Below are 15,918 nucleotides of genomic sequence, written 5' to 3' on the forward strand. Positions count from 1 at the left end.
GCAAAACTCGATCACTTTTTAATCATTATCGAGAATTTAGCACACATTTGTTCGTTTGATCAGCTAATTGTTGCCAGCCTTGGATAAAGTCCCCTGCCCCACTCATGCTTTCGTCTACATGCTGGAAAACTACCGGGTTCAGTTTTCTGTACTGATTGGCATTGGCATGTCCCTCAGCCAGCAGACACATTTTGGTCTGTGCGCGGGTGTCCTGCAGGTACTTGATCTGTGCAACCGTTGGTGATACATGCGGATCATCGGTGAGTGCACCCATAAACTTCAGGTTTAGCGGACGCTCCAGATATTGATAGGCATCATGATATGACCAATAGGGGCGTGGCTTGGAAGTTGAACTATAACGTTGTGCTGTCGTCAGCATATTTTGTGCAAAAGCACGTGCATTTTTCCAGTAAGTTTCACGGTACTGTGGCATTTGCTGGGAACGCAGCGCAGCAATAAAGAAACCGATGCGAACTGCATTATTTGGATCCAGCCAGACATGTGTATCAACCGTATTTTTTAATGCTTCACCACGCGGATTACGCATTGGTAAAGGATTAATAATGTTGGAATCCAGAATTGCGATACTTTTATTACTTTCTTCGAGTACTTTTGCCAAAGGCGCTTCATGGGCCTGTCCCAGCCAGATCACCAGCCCCGCATCCTGAATGGTTTTACGATGTGCCGGGGTCAGGCTGACGTCATGTCCAGTCTGATTGGCCAATAATAAGGTTGGCTGCTCTACCCCTTGGGTAATTTTTTTAGCAATCAGGTAAATCGGATGCGTAGAAACCACCAGACTTTGTGACCAACTTAAGGTACTCAATAAAGCCAGGGCACAGAACGCAAAGAAACGGGACATGGGTGAAAATCGCGGTAAAAACACTAAGTGTTATAATATAACAAATTTGCAAAAATACCTATGCCCAATCGAAACTGACAACGCTTCATGATAAGATTTAAAATTCTTTTAATTTCAGTTTCGCACTTGAGGTGAACTATGGGTTCCTGTTCGCACGAACACCACAACGCATTGCACGGCGTACACGATCATCCGAACGTGGAACAACGCCTGGCTGAAGCGGAAAGCCTGTGTGCAGCAACTGGTGCGCGACTTACGCCTTTGCGTAAGGAAGTCCTCGAACTGATTTTAAATGCTTCAGGTCCCATGGGCGCCTATGACCTGCTGGCCAAGATTAAAAATAATAGTGATCGTCCTGCGGCACCACCCACAGTATATCGCACGCTCGACTTTTTATTAGAAAAAGGTTTTATTCACCGTCTGACTTCTATTAATGCCTATATTCCATGCTGTCATCCACGTGAAGGGCACCAAGCAGCTTTCCTGATTTGTACTGAATGTAAAGCCGTAACAGAAGCATCTGCACAAGGATTACTGGATCAGCTCGACGCATTGGCAAGCTCAGATGATTTTAGTGCCCATCACAGCATCATTGAGATTTCAGGAATCTGTCAGCAGTGTCGCAACAAAACCTAACGCCCGTACCGCTGATTCAACTTTCTAAAATTTGGGTCAATATCGATGAGCAGGACATCTTAAAAGACATTGATTTCTCTTTGCAGGAGAAAGAAATTGTCACACTCATTGGTCCAAATGGTGCCGGCAAGTCGACTTTAATTAAAGTTATGCTCGGGATTGTGAAACCGCAATCCGGTGAGATTAATACAGCACGCAAGCTGAAATTTTCTTATGTGCCACAAAAATTCAATCCTTCACATAGCTTGCCGCTACGGGTAAAAGATCTGTTGGCACTCGAGAAATGTCCTTCAGCTATTAAAGCTGAAATCATCCGTGATACCGGTATTGCCAAGCTGGAAAATTCCAAAGTTCAACAGCTTTCTGGCGGGGAGCGTCAACGTGTATTATTAGCACGCGCTTTACTACGCCAGCCGGATATCCTGGTGCTAGACGAACCCATGCAAGGTCTGGATATCCAATCCGAAGCCGAGCTGTATGAATATGTGCGTAGTCTGCCAGAAAAATATGGCTGTGCCATTTTAATGGTCTCGCATGACCTGCAATGGGTAATGCAAGGCACGCATCGTGTGGTTTGTCTGAATAAACATATTTGCTGTAGCGGATTACCGGAAAGTGTGCAGCAGCATCCAGAATATCAGGCGATCTTTGGCACCACTCGGGTGTTCTACCAGCATCATCATGATCACTGTGCCCATGGCGACTCTGCAACACCTTGTCAGCACGATACACGACCGCATATTCACCCCGAGCCGGAAGCTTAAGCCATGATGGACTGGTTACAACTGCTTTTACCTGCATGGATCATGGGAACACTCTTGGTGTTCCTGACTGCGCCGCTGGGCTGTCTGATGCTGTGGCGTCGTATGTCTTTCTTTGCCGATACCATGGCGCATGGCACTTTACTGGGTGTTGCCATTGCTGGTGCCATAAGTCTGCCGCTGTGGATCGGTGTGACCTTTATTGCCCTGTTGCTGGTGGCTATTTTATGGGTGCTGTACGATCCTCGCTTACCGAACGATGCATTGCTTGCCCTCTGCTCAGCCACCCTGCTCTGCTCAGGCTTATTGTTCATTCAGCATTTACCGAGTTTAAGACCGGAACTGCTGAGTTATCTGTTCGGTGATTTGCTGACGATTTCCTGGAATGATTTACCCACTTTTGCTGTGGTGATTATTGTTGCACTGGCTGTGATTTATAAAAGCTGGCAGGCACAGATCCAGATTGCCATTGATCCTGATATGGCGATCAGCGAAGGTGTGAATGCCAAATTACAACGCCTGATCTTTATGTTGTTACTGGCCCTATTCACCGTATTGGCACTTCGAGCAGTAGGTTCACTTCTAATGGGAGCCCTGCTGGTCATTCCGGCACTGACGGCTCGCTTGCTGGCAAACTCACCAAGACAAATGGTGATCTGGGCCTTCGTGATTGCTCAGATTGGGGTAACGGTTGGTCTCTGGTCAAGTGCAGGCCTCAACACTTCGACAGGTCTAACCATTGTCCTGACCATGTCAGTGCTTTTCACCCTGATCTTCTGTATACAGAAGTTTAAGAAACTGAGTTAAGTCATGCAGAGCAAACGCTATTTGATTAGTGCCTGTTTGCTCGGTCATAAATTCCGTTACGATGGACAGGATTGTCTGCTCAAGGAACTGCTGCAACATCTGCTACCTGATCAATATGTCAGTCTTTGCCCTGAAGTCAGTGGTGGCTTAGCCATCCCCCGCCCGCCTGCCGAGATTCAATCTAGGAATGGTCACAATGTACTGCTACGCCACGCTCATGTTGTCGATATAAATGGTATAGATATTTCAGAGGCTTTTATTCAAGGCGCCTATGCTGCTTTAGATCTTGCCCGAAGATTTCAAGTAACACATGCCATCCTCAAAGCCAATAGCCCATCTTGTGGCAGTGACCTGATTTATGATGGATCATTTACTGGGACAAAAATTCAAGGTCAAGGCGTCACTGCTGCCCTGTTGCAACAACACGGCATTATCGTGATGACCGAACAAGATTTTTTGAAACAGTTAAAAGTTCAACCTGAGTAAGTTCACTCCCCTATTCAAAGTGGCAAACATAATCCACAACTTCTCGGCATAACAGTTTAAACCGACTATGTTTAGGTACATAGAAAGATTGTCCTGGTACATAACGCTGATAATGCGCATCCTCACCGATCTGCACCAGACATTCACCGGAAATAATTTCCAGACGTTCTGCCACAGCAGTTTCAAACACGATCGGCTGTTCTGTCGGCAGGAACACACCTAAAGTTTTTTGAGTGCCATCCGGCAACTGAATGCAATGACTGATACAACAGCCATATTCATGGATAGTTGGTTTTTTAATAATAGACACGCAGTCGAATTGACCAGACATAGGAATACCTCTTTTATTATTTTTATGTTTTATATTCAAAAGCTAGCGACATCACATTGTTTTTATTTTTGTGTAATGCACCTTTATGTTTAAGCCTGATGCACCAAACTGAGCAAGGTTGCAGCGCAGGCAAACAGCACGGCAAAGCTGCGATTTAATATTTTTTGTTGCTTTGCTGATGTCAATAATCTTAAAACTTTCGCTGCCAATCCGGTATAACCCGCCATCACAATCAGATCAATGGTGACCATGGTTGCTGCCATAATCACGTACTGAATCCACTGAGGTTTGGACAGATCCAGAAACTGTGGCAACACCGCAAGCAGGAACACAATCGCCTTTGGATTACTCATATTCACAAGAAAACCATACAGCACCAACTTCCCCGCTGATTTACGGGTTAATTCATGCTGAATCTCAATTGACTGCATCGGCGCAGTCCACTGTAAATATGCTAGATAGAGCAGGTAGCCCACACCGAACCATTTCACCAGCAGGAATGCCCAAGGTGTCGTAGCAAATAACACCCCAGCGCCGGCAGCGACAATGGCGATTTGAACTAGTAAAGCCAACTGCAAGCCTAAAGCATTCCAGTAGCCATGTCGAAAACCGTAATTCAGGCCACTCGACATCGAAGCAATGGCGCCCGCACCCGGGGAAATGCTAATCACCCAACAGGCCAGCATGTAGGCAAACCAAACTTGATAGGACATGAATCTGCTCGATAGAAAACTTGAAGCGTATTATATGACTTTTCAAATATATTCAGATCAAAATCTCGCTAAAATTTAATCTGAATACTATTCACCCAGTATGGCTTCAGGCACAATAGTTCGATTAAATACAGGAATTTTTATTACAGGAGCCATGAATGACAGCCCAATCTGTAATTTTGCCATTACCTTCAGATCATGCTCGTTTTATTGTTTTACGTCTTAAAGATCTCAGCATTGAAGATTTTAAAGAGCAATTAGAACAATTATTTACGACACGTGATCGTCTGATTACTCAACATCCTAATGCGCAAATTAAAACAGGCGTGGCTTTTGGTCCTGAACTGTGGGCGAAACTTTATGATCAAGCTCCTGTAGGCTTTAAACAACTCGAGCCGATTCAAGGTTCATTTGATATGCCAGTTATTCCTGCGGATGTACTGATTCATATTGCTAGCGCACGTGCTGATATCTGCTTTGCTTTAAGTCAGGCTTTCTTTGAAGGAATTCGCGATCAAGTTGAAGTGCTGGATGAACGTGTCTGCTTCCGCTATTTTGATGGACGTGATATTACCGGCTTCATCGATGGTACTGAAAACCCGCAATTCCCGGATGATCGCGCTGAAGTCGCTTTAGTCGGTGAAGATGCCGGTATTTTCCAGGATGGTTCATTTATTTTTGCACAGCGTTATGCGCATAATCTGGAAAAATGGAAAAAGCTAAAAGTTGATGCTCAAGAGCAAGTAATGGGTCGTACCAAGCTTGAATCAATTGAGCTCGATGATGATGTAAAACCTGCCAATGCACATGTTGCTCGTACAGTAGTTGAAGACGAGGAAGGTGAAGAAATGGAAATTTTACGTCACTCCCTGCCTTATGGTGATGGTCGTGGTGACCAAGGCCTGTTCTTCATTGCCTACACCAAAGATTTAAACATTATTGATGCCATGTTAGAGCGTATGTTCGGTACGTCTGGCGATGGAATACATGACCGCTTGCTCCACTTCGTGACTCCAATAGATGGTGCATATTACTTTGCGCCGAGTGAGGAATTGCTGGAAGAGGTTTTGGAAGGGTAAAGTGAAAAGCCGATGAAAGTCGGCTTTTTAAATCAATTATTCTTAGAATGAGAATTCTTTTTTATTATTTCCTTCAAAATATTTTATATTCAAATTATTATCAATCTCTACATTCTTTCCTGCATATATATATTTTTCTGAAATTAAGTTAAAATCTTTAACTTTCATAATCCTTAAATTGGCCCCTTCTTCATCAAAAAACGGAGATACTATTAAAAAGAAATCTTTTTCTCCTTTCAAGAGCACACTCATTCCATCTTGAGGATTAATAAAGTTATACTTATTCAACATTGTTTGCGAAGATATCAATCTTAACCCATTACACTTATTTAATTTAATATTATTTATACATTTAAAATGAATATCGGATGAATAGGGCAATTTAGAAAATTCTTTATTATTTAAATTCAAATCCTCTATTTTACTTATACGACCTTTTTCAAAATTATAACATTCATCTTCAATATTAATATTATTATTTTTTAAAAAATAGGTAGTTCCTGATAAACAAATTTTATTACCCTTCTTATTGTATTTTATAATAGCAGGTTCATTATAAATCTCCCTTAACTTACCATCAACAAAATTACCTACCATCTGAGGAACAGGAATTACTTTTTTCCCTAACGGGTCTAATATAACTATCAGCTTAACAACTCTACTTTCACCTACACCTAAATCTCTATTATGATTTAAGATTAATAACACTTTATCATTTGAAAAATTAGGTAAATCTTTAATATGCTTATTATAAACCTCAAGCTTATCTTTCGAACAAAAATCAATATTTCCACCTTCAAAATAACATTTTGAGACATTATCTGAAGTTATCAATATATTTTCTTTGGGGTATGTACAACTCGAAAATCCTAAAATAGAAAGAAATAATAAAATTAATTTGAACTGCATTTTTAAAACCTATTTATTTGAATGATAAGTATGTATTTTCTCAAATATAACTTTAACTTTCTCAGTAGAATGTTTATTTGCTTTATTTGTTCTAGATTCATGGTAACCAATATTACCATCAGAAATAACCCCATATTTATTCTTTTTTCCCTTTGGTAAAGCAATTGAAGCCCACTCTTTAGAAGCATCAACCATAGCCTGTTCTACAGTTTTATTTCCATTAATAATCAGGTTATAGATAGATGAACGACCTCTTAATAAATGTTCCTTAAAGACTCTTTCTTGCATATCATGATCATACAACTCATTACCAGTCAAATTTAGTCTTGCTTTAGCTGCCGCTAGAGTAGAAGGAATCGTTTGATATTTCCCCGTTGCAAATCTTCTTCTATTATCATCCCATTTATATTTTTTCGCAGCCTCTAAAAGCTCATCAATAGTTTTCCCAGTAATTGTACCTGGCAAGTCATTCATTTTCCCATATTTGACCCTTTTCCCTTCAGGAGCTCCCGCATTCCAAGCTTCATAGCTACCTTCACCACTAGCAATTGCGTCCCCTAACTCTTTTACAAGATCATCAATAGTTTGGTCTGTTATTTTAGAAATAGTAGAAGTATTTACAATTATTCCTGCACAATTAAAAATAGAATTTATATTTAGTGATTTAGCAATCTCAACTATCGGCTTACCATTTAGATCTTTAATCTCTTTTTTAAAGTATTCATCATTAAAGTAAATACTCGAGAATCTTGTTACATCAAAATGAACCCAAGTAGTTGCTCCATTTGCTCCACTCTTAAATTTTGTTGGCTCTAAATATATTTTATCAGAAGCCCTTTCTTCACTTGCTCCCATTTTTACAGTCATAATTTCTTTTCTAATAAACTCTACATCTTCTATAGCCTTAGTTCTTTTCCCATTTTTTTTGATGTGTATATCTAGCGCTAAACCCATATGGTTTACTGTGGTTCTGCCTTTTTTCTTATTATCACCTATACATCTATAACCAGATTCAATATAAGCCACTTCAAGGCCTTTAGGTTTAAATTCATTTTTTAAATAGAAATTTAAAGATTTTAATATCCATATTAATGACCTATGTAATCCTGGATATTCATTGGCAGTATTAAAGCCTGACTTTGTATTTCTTCTATTCATACCATAGCCTGAACATTCTCCACAAGGGCAACTGGCTTTAGCCATAAAATTAGCAATCGGGTATTCATAATAAAACTTATCTAAAGCAACTAAAACACTGCCACATATTTTTCCAGTTTCTGGCACCCCCATATAATCTCTTTGAAACTGTTTAATACATTTCGCAGTTAAAGGAGTAAACTCATCTGTAGGTAATGCACCTCCAAATCCAGCTAATCTGATATTAACTTCTCTAATTAATTCACTTTGACCTTTTGATATACACTGAGGATTATTTTCACACAAATTTTTGGTATTGGTTTTAGGTGTTCCACTCTCTTGGCTACGGTCTTCTGTAATATCAATTTTTACCGATTCTGAAAGTGCTTTTTTCCCTTCTTCATACCATTCATTAAGTTGTTCTAACGCTTTCCTTTGGTATTCTTCAAATGTAGTAGCAATGCCTGTATCTGCCGTAGTAGCAACTTTTTTATCTTCTGTTTTACTTTTTTCTATTGGTTGAGTACTCGTTTTTTTATTCGTACTAATATTATTCCCTGTTGCAGGTGTATTAACTGGTAGCTTAATTACTTGGCCTATACTAATTCTATTAGCATCTTTTATTCTATTCAGCTTTTCAAGTGCTCGAACTGTGGTCTGATATTTCTGCGCAATAGATGATAAAGTTTCACCCTTTTCAATAGTATGTGTTTTACGCTTATAACTTCCCTGACTTCCATTATTATCAACTGTTTTTAAATCCAATAGAATTTTAGGGCTAATTACCGTGACAAGCATACGATCTTTCGACATTGTGAATGTCTGAACTTTTTTCATACCTATGCCAAAAAGGCTTTTGACGTAAATATCTAAAACTGTTCCTTTATCTCTTTGAATCTCGTATAGGCATCCTTTAGAGTTGGTAAAGCCACGCACTACATGTTGGCCTGTTTTACTATTTTTAACTTCATATTGAACTTTAGAAATTGGGTTACCCAATAAATCTAAAATTTGTATGGTTGCTAAAGACTTATTCACCATTTTTGTTTTTATATCCTAGTTATTATTATGTTCTATTAAATCTTCTACATCATAACCCTGAACATTTAATTCCCAATCATCATTAAGGCCTACTAAAACTTCAATCTTAGAAGGATCTGCTGTAGTCATTTTTTTAGTACGACCATGCTCATCAAGCTGACCTGATATATATGAATTTGTCTCTGGAATAAAAGCTTTATAAGTTAATGTACTGAAGTCAGATTGCCAAAATAAATCATATACATCCAGTCTGTTGCTATATAAAGGCTTGTTGGGAAGCTGAGGTACTTCATACGTTACGTTTGCTCCCCCCATAAAACTATGCTGCCCTGCTCTACACTCAAACTTCCCACTTGTGGTACTAAATACTCCCTTTCCATTAATCTTTAACTGAGATCCGCCCGCAGTCAGTACAATTTCTTTAGGACTTATAATTTCAATCTGATCTTCAGTCGAAATAATTTTGATTTGTTTGCGAGCAATAGCTTCAATTGCATCATCTTGTGCTTGAAGCTCAATTTTGCCTTTTGCCGCAATGGCTCTGAATCCTTTTTGCGCTGCAAACAGGCTAATCCTGTCCTGAGCATGGGCAATTAAAGATTTCTGGGTTGAAAAATTGATACTATCCGCGGCACTGTGGTTAATCTGTTTATCGGCTGATAAATGCAAATCTTCATTCGTTGAAAGTGCAATCGAATTTGGTGCACAAAGTACCATTAGCGCATGTTTAAAGGTTTCAGCCGTACTTTGATCCTGCTGTTCAATTTGGTTCAGAAAATTTGTCAGATGATCAAGTGCCTCTAAAGGATCAGTTTGCTGGTTTTTAGCAACGTCACTTAAGGCCTTACTATTATTTAAACTTGATTCAAGCTGGCTTTTAGCCGGGCTACTATTTAAGTGGTTGGCATTAGCATTTTCCTGTTTATGCGTTGAAAGCAGCAGGCCAGCCCCCGCCCTCACTGCTCCCCACTGATCCGTCCTAAGCTCAAATCCTTCACCACGCCCATCACTCACTTCATCTTCTTTAGGGTGGCTTAGATTTCCTAAATTTAGTTGGCTAGCCCCATGACTACTTTGTAGCTGTACACTAATCTGTCCGGTCGTATCATCAAACCGAAGCTGGTTAAAACCTTCCCCATTTACCTCCTGAGAGCGGATACCGCTCAGTTTTTTGGTTAATGGCAGTTTGCCTTTGACATCAAACATCGTCTGATGCCGTTCAGCTTCATGAATACGACCCACCACAAATGGCCGGTCGACATCTCCCTCAAAGAAATCAATGACGACGATTTCCCCGATACGTGGATGGAATCTTGCTCCATAGCCTTCACCTGCCCATGGTGTCAACACATCTACCCAAGCCGAGTCGCTATCATTATCATTGGCACCAGCGCCACCATCATGTTGATGGTCATCACTGCGGGTAAACAGGAAACGAACCTTGACCCGCCCCCATTCATCCACGTAAATAGTTTCACCCTCAGGTCCAACTACTTTCGCCCGCTGTGGATAGGCCATAGGCCTATGTTGTAATGGATGATATTCAGGTACGACTGGAATATGACGACGAACCAAATACAATTCATTACTCTGTCTTTCATCATCTAATACTTTCCAGCGGCTGGACTGTATTAAGTGATCAAGCTGCAGCAAAATATCTTTGGGTAAATTATTCTGGTTATAGAAGTATTTCCCTAAAATTAAAAATTCACGTTCATTGGCTGGATGTTGATCTATTTCGGGATGATCATGTAATTCAAACCAGTACCCAACTTGTGCATCACGCACACTACTACTGGCCTTAAAATATTTGGACTGCAAGGCATGGGACTGGTGTAGCTGCTGGCTGAGTTGATCCAGTTGAGCAGAACTGGCTGAAGTCGTCTGATCTTCTCCATTCAGGTCGCTGATCCAGGCTGGGCTAATGGTCCAGACATCTTCAAGATTCAGGCTTTGATTATCCTGTACTTCGCTATGCTGATGGCTACTGAGCAGTACCTGACTTTCATTCTGAGCCAGCTGATCCGCGTGCCAGCGCTGGGTTTGTACTAAGGTTGGATTTAAAGAACGCTCTGCCAATAGACCAGTAATCGTGTCAAAAGGTTCGGTGGCATGGCTACGATGAAAATGGATACTACGGCGCTTTAAAGACTGAAAATGCGGCTGGTCATCAATCAAACGTAGAATTTGTGGCTGAATGGTCTGAGCTGAAACGGGGACCATGATTTCCTTTTCATCGATCAGCCAGTTCATGCCTTCACTACGCCATAAGCGGGTCAGAAACTCATAATCCGTTTCATTTGACTGCATCACAAAAGGTCGAACATCGTAGTCCCGTGATAAGGCAGAAACATCCAGGCTCAATCGTGCTGCAAATAAGGAGCTGCGAGCCTGCCATTCTTTAAATAAAATTTCACTAATATCCCGAACGCTTTTATTCATAAACACACGACTATTGCGGCGTTTATGCCATAAGGAAGTTGCATCCTGCAGGGTCAGTTTATATAGCGTCAAAGCTCCGTCGCTTTGTCCCTGGCTTGCCGCTGTAATCAGACCTGTCGTTCGAAATAATTCTCCACGGTCAGTCACTTGATCAACTGCAACCTGACAGCCAATAAATTGTTTTAAAGCGAGATTTGCATTGGTTGAAAGGCAGATCAGTTCTGCCTGTAAACCCTCATTAATCTGATGATGACCTTCAATGCGCTGAATAAAAACCTGTGTATTTAAAACCTGATTAGAAAACTGGATATGTAGGGCTCGTTTTTGCAGATTAAGCCCAAGAGTCTCAAGGATGGTATGAATATTGTTTAGCATCTTATAGTTATTTTTAAGGAATATTATGCAGCTGATTTTATGAAAATTGCCCCCTATACGTCCATCATGCTTTTTATTTCACATGATTTGACCATTAATTTATTGCTCATCAGCTCTTTCATTAAGGTTTTAATCTTTTAATATTTTATTGACAAAATGACTAACGATTTCTGTTATTTGTGCTCACAGAGCAGAATCGTTACTGCTACACTTTATGCTTATATTAATCAAACGAGCGTTGTGACATGCTTGATCTCCAGTCCAAACTGCCTGACTTGGGCGTGACGATTTTCAGTACCATGTCTGCCCTTGCTCAACAACTCGGGGCATTGAATCTTTCACAGGGATTTCCCGATTTCCCTGCACCACCCGATTTAATTGAAGCTTTAGGACGGGCAAGTACGTCCGGTTTTAACCAGTATGCACCTGGAGATGGTTTACCTTTATTACGCGCTTTGGTCGCTGATTTATATTTACAGCGTGATCAATTATCACTAGATCCAGCTCAGGAAATTACCATTACACCTGGCGCAACGATTGCAATCTTCTGCGCAATTCAGGCTGTAGTGCGTGCAGATGAAGAAGTCATTATTTTTGACCCGAGTTATGACAGTTATGCGCCGACGGTACAGGTTTTAGGGGCTAAACCGATTCATATCGCACTCGGGCATCCGGATTTTTCAGTGGACTGGAGCCAGGTTAAGGATGCGATTAATGATCGCACCCGCATGATTATTGTAAATACCCCGCATAATCCTACTGGAAGTGTCTGGTCTAAAGCGGATTGGCAACAGCTGATTGAACTGATCCGTGACCGCAATATTGTGGTGCTCTCTGATGAAGTTTATGAACATCTGGTCTTTGATGATGTAAAACATTATTCAGCACTTTCCTTCCCGGAATTACGTGAACGCAGTTTTGTGATTGGTTCCTTTGGCAAGACCTTCCATGTCACCGGCTGGAAAACCGGCTTCTGTGTAGCTACCCCGGCCTTAATGAAATTGTTCCGTCAGGTATACCAATTTGCCAGCTTTTGTGGTGTAACACCAGTACAAGTGGCATTAGCTGAATATTTACAACAACATCCTGAGCATATTCCCCAGCTGTCGGCCTTCTATCAGGCCAAACGGGATTTGTTTAATTCATCCATTCAGAATTCACGTTTTCAGTGGAGACCATCACAGGGGACTTACTTCCAGAATCTGGATTACAGCAAAATTCGACCAGATTTAGAGGATGTTGCTATGTGTCAGTATTTGGCCCATCAACATGGGATCGTGGCGATTCCGGTATCAGTATTTTATAAACAGCCGCCAAAAGATTTACGTTTGCTGCGTTTCTGTTTTGCCAAAAAAGAACAAACTTTGCTGCAAGCGGGCGAAATTCTTTCCAAAGTTTGATTTAAATATTTAAAGACTTACATAGCTTCAGCCTTAGTTACCTAAAAGCTAAGGCTATTTTTCTGCAAATTTCCGATAATTATTTTTTTCTCCCTTTCTAATAATCAAGAACAGGATGTCTTATGGCACAGCAAGCATTGGTTCAGCAGCAAAATCTATGGAAAACATTTTTTATTTTCCTGTTGCCGCTGGTTGTGACCAATATCCTGCAAAGTTTGTCCGGTACGATTAATACGATTTTTGTGGGGCAAATGCTGGGCGTACATGCCATTGCTGCAGTTGCGGTTTTTTTCCCAATCCTGTTCTGCTTGATGGCTTTTGTAATTGGCTTGTCCGCAGGTTCAACCGTTTTGGTGGGACAGGCCTGGGGAGCAAAAAATCTGGAAAAAGTCCGCTGTGTTATTGGTTCTACCCTTTTTATGACCCTAATTGGCGGTAGCCTGATTGCATTTTTTGGGGTGATTTTTGCAGAGAAGATTCTGCTACTGCTTGGAACCGATCCCGATGTGATGCATCTGTCTCTACCTTATGTGCAATGGATGCTTGCGGGTAGCCCGCTGATTTTTATTTATATTATTTATACTTCAATTCTGCGTGGTGTGGGTGACAGCACGACGGCCTTATTTGCCTCTGCCCTGACGATTGGAGTCGGTCTGGTGGTGACACCTGTTCTGATTGCCGGTTATTTCGGTTTCCCGAAAATGGGGATTATCTCGCCTGCCATTGCAACTATTCTTGGTAATATAGCAGTCCTGTTATTTTTAGCCCTGTATTTAAATTATAAACAACATCCACTTAAACTAGATTGGGCTTTACTAAAGCATATCCGTCATCATCCTGGCTTAAGCAAAATTATTCTGCGCTTGGGTATTCCTACCGGTGTTCAGATGATTACTACTTCAGCTGCAGGTTTGGTGATTGTCGGTCTGGTCAACCGTTATGGTGCGGAAGCTACAGCAGCTTATGGTGCAGTAAATCAGGTGCTGAATTATATCCAGTTCCCTGCACTTTCCATCGCCATTGCTGCTTCCGTTTTTGGTGCCCAAGCAATTGGTGCGGGTAAAAATGACCTACTCAATAAAGTAACACGTACGGCCCTGAGTATGAATATCCTGTTTACCGGTAGTCTGGTGGTATTGGCCTATCTGTTCTCGAAATATCTGATGGCACTGTTTATTACCGATCCGCAAGTGGTGGTGTTGGGTCAGCAGCTACTATTTATCGTGCTTTGGTCGATTCTGTTCTTTGGTGCCAGTGCGATTTTTGCTTCGATTATGCGAGCCAGCGGTACAGTGACCGTACCGATGATTATCAATATTATCGCCATCATCGCAATTGAAGTTCCGGCAGCTTATCTATTTAGCCATTGGTGGGGGCTGCAAGGCATCTGGTATGGCTATGCCTTGGCCTTTGTCTGTCTGTGCATCATGCAAGGCTTGTATTACCAGTTTGTCTGGAAAAAGAAAACCATTGAAGCGCTGATTTAACAGTAGCTCAAGTATGTATAAATTTAAAACTTATCTTTTTTTTAATTAAATACACCTCATCTTTATGCTTATTCCATATTCATTATAAGGATTTAATTTTATCGTATTTTTAAACTCGATTATTCCTTGTTATAAACCTGTTGAAATACAGGATAACAACAGGATTTCAGCATGGCTCAACGACAAATTAAACTGGGTGCCTTCATTCCAACGACATCGCAACATGCAGCAGGTTGGCGGCATCCAGCGTCCCAGCCTCAAGATCATTGAAGCCTTGATTATGCAATTGAACTAGCAAAGACTGCTGAACGTGGTCTATTTGATGCTTATTTTCTTGCCGATGGTTTAGCTGTTAACTGGAGTCATGGCGCTTCTAAGCATAATAAAAATGTAGGGTATAGTGACAAAGTTGTTGGGTTTGAACCCTTGACCTTATTTGCGGCTATTTCAGCAGTCACCAAAAATATTGGCTTTATTGCTACTGCATCAACCACCTATGAAGAACCCTATCTATTAGCACGTAAATATGCCTCTTTAGACCATATCAGTAGGGGTCGTGCTGCATGGAATGTTGTGACGACTATGTCTGCTGAAACTGCGCGTAACTTTGGTTTTAGTACACATCCAGATGCCAAAGTCCGTTATGAACGCGCGGATGAATTTATTGAAGTCGTGCAGAAACTCTGGGATTCCTGGGAAGATGACGCCTTCCTCTACGATAAAGAAAGTGGTCATTTTTTTGAGGCCACTAAACAGCATGAACCGCTTCATCAAGGAAAATATTTTAATGTCCAAGGCGTATCGGTATTTGTCGCCAAGACCGAACACGAAGCCAAAGAAAAATATGCATTGCTCAATAGCCTGATCCACCCGGATGTCGGCTTGGGCTTACTTTCAGGTTTAGCCGGCGATATTGATCTTTCACACTATGATCTGGATGCCCCCTTCCCCATAGAAGATATTAAGATCAAGTCCAGTCGTCAGCAAATAATGCTTGAGATTACAGCGAAGCATCACTTTAGTATTCGTCAGTTATACGAATATATTGCTTCTGCCTGTGGTCACTGGACATTGATTGGTACACCTGAACAGGTGGTCGATCAGTTACAGGAATGGTTCGAAAATGAAGCTGCAGACCGCTTCAATGTGTTACCACCAACAACGCCTGCCGGCCTGGATGACTTCGTCAATTTCATTATACCGGAGCTGCAACGCCGTGACCTGTTCCTGACTGAATATGAAGGCAGCACTATGCGTGAAAATCTGGGTCTGAAACGTCCAGTAAACCAGTATCTAGTGACTCAACCCAATACGGCTATAGCCTCTTAGATCAGCCTTTATAAAAAAGATTAGTTTGAATTACTATTTTATTTTCTGTGGAGGAGAGAAAGAAAAATTATTGCTAGTCTTTCATTTCTTAAATTTAAATATAAAAAGTCCGCAGAAGCGGAC

Annotated in this window: 14 protein-coding genes; 8 read left to right on the forward strand and 6 right to left on the reverse strand. The window is 41.1% G+C overall.

Annotation, left to right across the window (positions count from 1 at the left end; translation table 11 throughout):
* Nucleotides 1-25: 25 nt before the first annotated feature.
* Nucleotides 26-862: a metal ABC transporter solute-binding protein, Zn/Mn family gene (locus F955_RS12630; RefSeq protein ID WP_004895300.1), complete on the reverse strand. Its 837-nt coding sequence runs from the start codon at nucleotides 860-862 to the stop codon at nucleotides 26-28.
* A 138-nt stretch (nucleotides 863-1,000) separates the two neighbouring features.
* Here F955_RS12630 and F955_RS12635 point away from each other — a divergent pair, with 138 nt between their 5' ends.
* The 4 genes from F955_RS12635 to F955_RS12650 are packed head-to-tail and all read left to right on the forward strand — an operon-like array spanning nucleotide 1,001 to nucleotide 3,552.
* Nucleotides 1,001-1,498, forward strand: a complete 498-nt coding sequence (locus F955_RS12635; RefSeq protein WP_004895301.1) for a transcriptional repressor — start codon at nucleotides 1,001-1,003, stop codon at nucleotides 1,496-1,498.
* Entirely contained in the window at nucleotides 1,480-2,262 is a 783-nt protein-coding gene (gene znuC, locus F955_RS12640; protein ID WP_004895303.1) for a zinc ABC transporter ATP-binding protein ZnuC, read from the forward strand. The genes F955_RS12635 and znuC overlap by 19 nt, the downstream gene beginning before the upstream one ends.
* A gap of 3 nt (nucleotides 2,263-2,265) precedes the next feature.
* The gene (znuB, locus tag F955_RS12645; protein WP_004895304.1) at nucleotides 2,266-3,066 is read left to right on the forward strand and encodes a zinc ABC transporter permease subunit ZnuB; all 801 of its coding nucleotides are present in this window, start codon (nucleotides 2,266-2,268) and stop codon (nucleotides 3,064-3,066) included.
* A 3-nt stretch (nucleotides 3,067-3,069) separates the two neighbouring features.
* Complete coding sequence (locus F955_RS12650; RefSeq protein ID WP_004895306.1) at nucleotides 3,070-3,552, forward strand: 2-thiouracil desulfurase family protein; 483 nt, start codon at nucleotides 3,070-3,072, stop codon at nucleotides 3,550-3,552.
* A 10-nt stretch (nucleotides 3,553-3,562) separates the two neighbouring features.
* Here F955_RS12650 and F955_RS12655 read toward each other — a convergent pair whose 3' ends face one another.
* Nucleotides 3,563-3,883, reverse strand: a complete 321-nt coding sequence (locus F955_RS12655; protein ID WP_004895307.1) for a pyrimidine/purine nucleoside phosphorylase — start codon at nucleotides 3,881-3,883, stop codon at nucleotides 3,563-3,565.
* A gap of 89 nt (nucleotides 3,884-3,972) precedes the next feature.
* Nucleotides 3,973-4,596, reverse strand: a complete 624-nt coding sequence (locus F955_RS12660) for a LysE family transporter (RefSeq protein ID WP_004895310.1) — start codon at nucleotides 4,594-4,596, stop codon at nucleotides 3,973-3,975.
* Nucleotides 4,597-4,754: 158 nt separating this feature from the next.
* On the opposite strand from F955_RS12660, the gene F955_RS12665 reads away from it, so the two are divergent.
* Nucleotides 4,755-5,675, forward strand: coding sequence for a Dyp-type peroxidase (locus F955_RS12665; protein ID WP_004895311.1), 921 nt, complete (start codon nucleotides 4,755-4,757; stop codon nucleotides 5,673-5,675).
* 42 nt (nucleotides 5,676-5,717) lie between these two features.
* Here the strand turns inward: F955_RS12665 and F955_RS12670 are convergent, their stop codons facing one another.
* From F955_RS12670 to F955_RS12680, 3 genes are read right to left on the reverse strand one after another with little or no spacing between them, the layout of a single operon-like run.
* Nucleotides 5,718-6,584 carry a hypothetical protein gene (locus F955_RS12670; protein WP_004895313.1) on the reverse strand — a complete coding sequence of 289 codons (867 nt, stop codon included), beginning with the start codon at nucleotides 6,582-6,584 and terminating at the stop codon, nucleotides 5,718-5,720.
* 9 nt (nucleotides 6,585-6,593) lie between these two features.
* Nucleotides 6,594-8,762 (reverse strand): LysM peptidoglycan-binding domain-containing protein, encoded by a 2,169-nt coding sequence (locus F955_RS12675; protein WP_004895314.1) that lies wholly within the window; start codon nucleotides 8,760-8,762, stop codon nucleotides 6,594-6,596.
* A 15-nt stretch (nucleotides 8,763-8,777) separates the two neighbouring features.
* Complete coding sequence (locus tag F955_RS12680) at nucleotides 8,778-11,579, reverse strand: type VI secretion system Vgr family protein (protein ID WP_004895316.1); 2,802 nt, start codon at nucleotides 11,577-11,579, stop codon at nucleotides 8,778-8,780.
* 245 nt (nucleotides 11,580-11,824) lie between these two features.
* Here F955_RS12680 and F955_RS12685 point away from each other — a divergent pair, with 245 nt between their 5' ends.
* From F955_RS12685 to F955_RS12695, 3 genes are all read left to right on the forward strand, one after another.
* Nucleotides 11,825-12,979, forward strand: coding sequence for a methionine aminotransferase (locus F955_RS12685; protein WP_004895318.1), 1,155 nt, complete (start codon nucleotides 11,825-11,827; stop codon nucleotides 12,977-12,979).
* Between the two features lie 122 nt (nucleotides 12,980-13,101).
* The gene (locus F955_RS12690; protein WP_004895320.1) at nucleotides 13,102-14,466 is read left to right on the forward strand and encodes an MATE family efflux transporter; all 1,365 of its coding nucleotides are present in this window, start codon (nucleotides 13,102-13,104) and stop codon (nucleotides 14,464-14,466) included.
* A 285-nt stretch (nucleotides 14,467-14,751) separates the two neighbouring features.
* Nucleotides 14,752-15,795, forward strand: coding sequence for an LLM class flavin-dependent oxidoreductase (locus F955_RS12695; RefSeq protein WP_228127693.1), 1,044 nt, complete (start codon nucleotides 14,752-14,754; stop codon nucleotides 15,793-15,795).
* Nucleotides 15,796-15,918: the final 123 nt, after the last annotated feature.

It is taken from the genome of Acinetobacter schindleri CIP 107287 (genome assembly GCF_000368625.1).
Classification (GTDB): Bacteria; Pseudomonadota; Gammaproteobacteria; order Pseudomonadales; family Moraxellaceae; genus Acinetobacter; species Acinetobacter schindleri.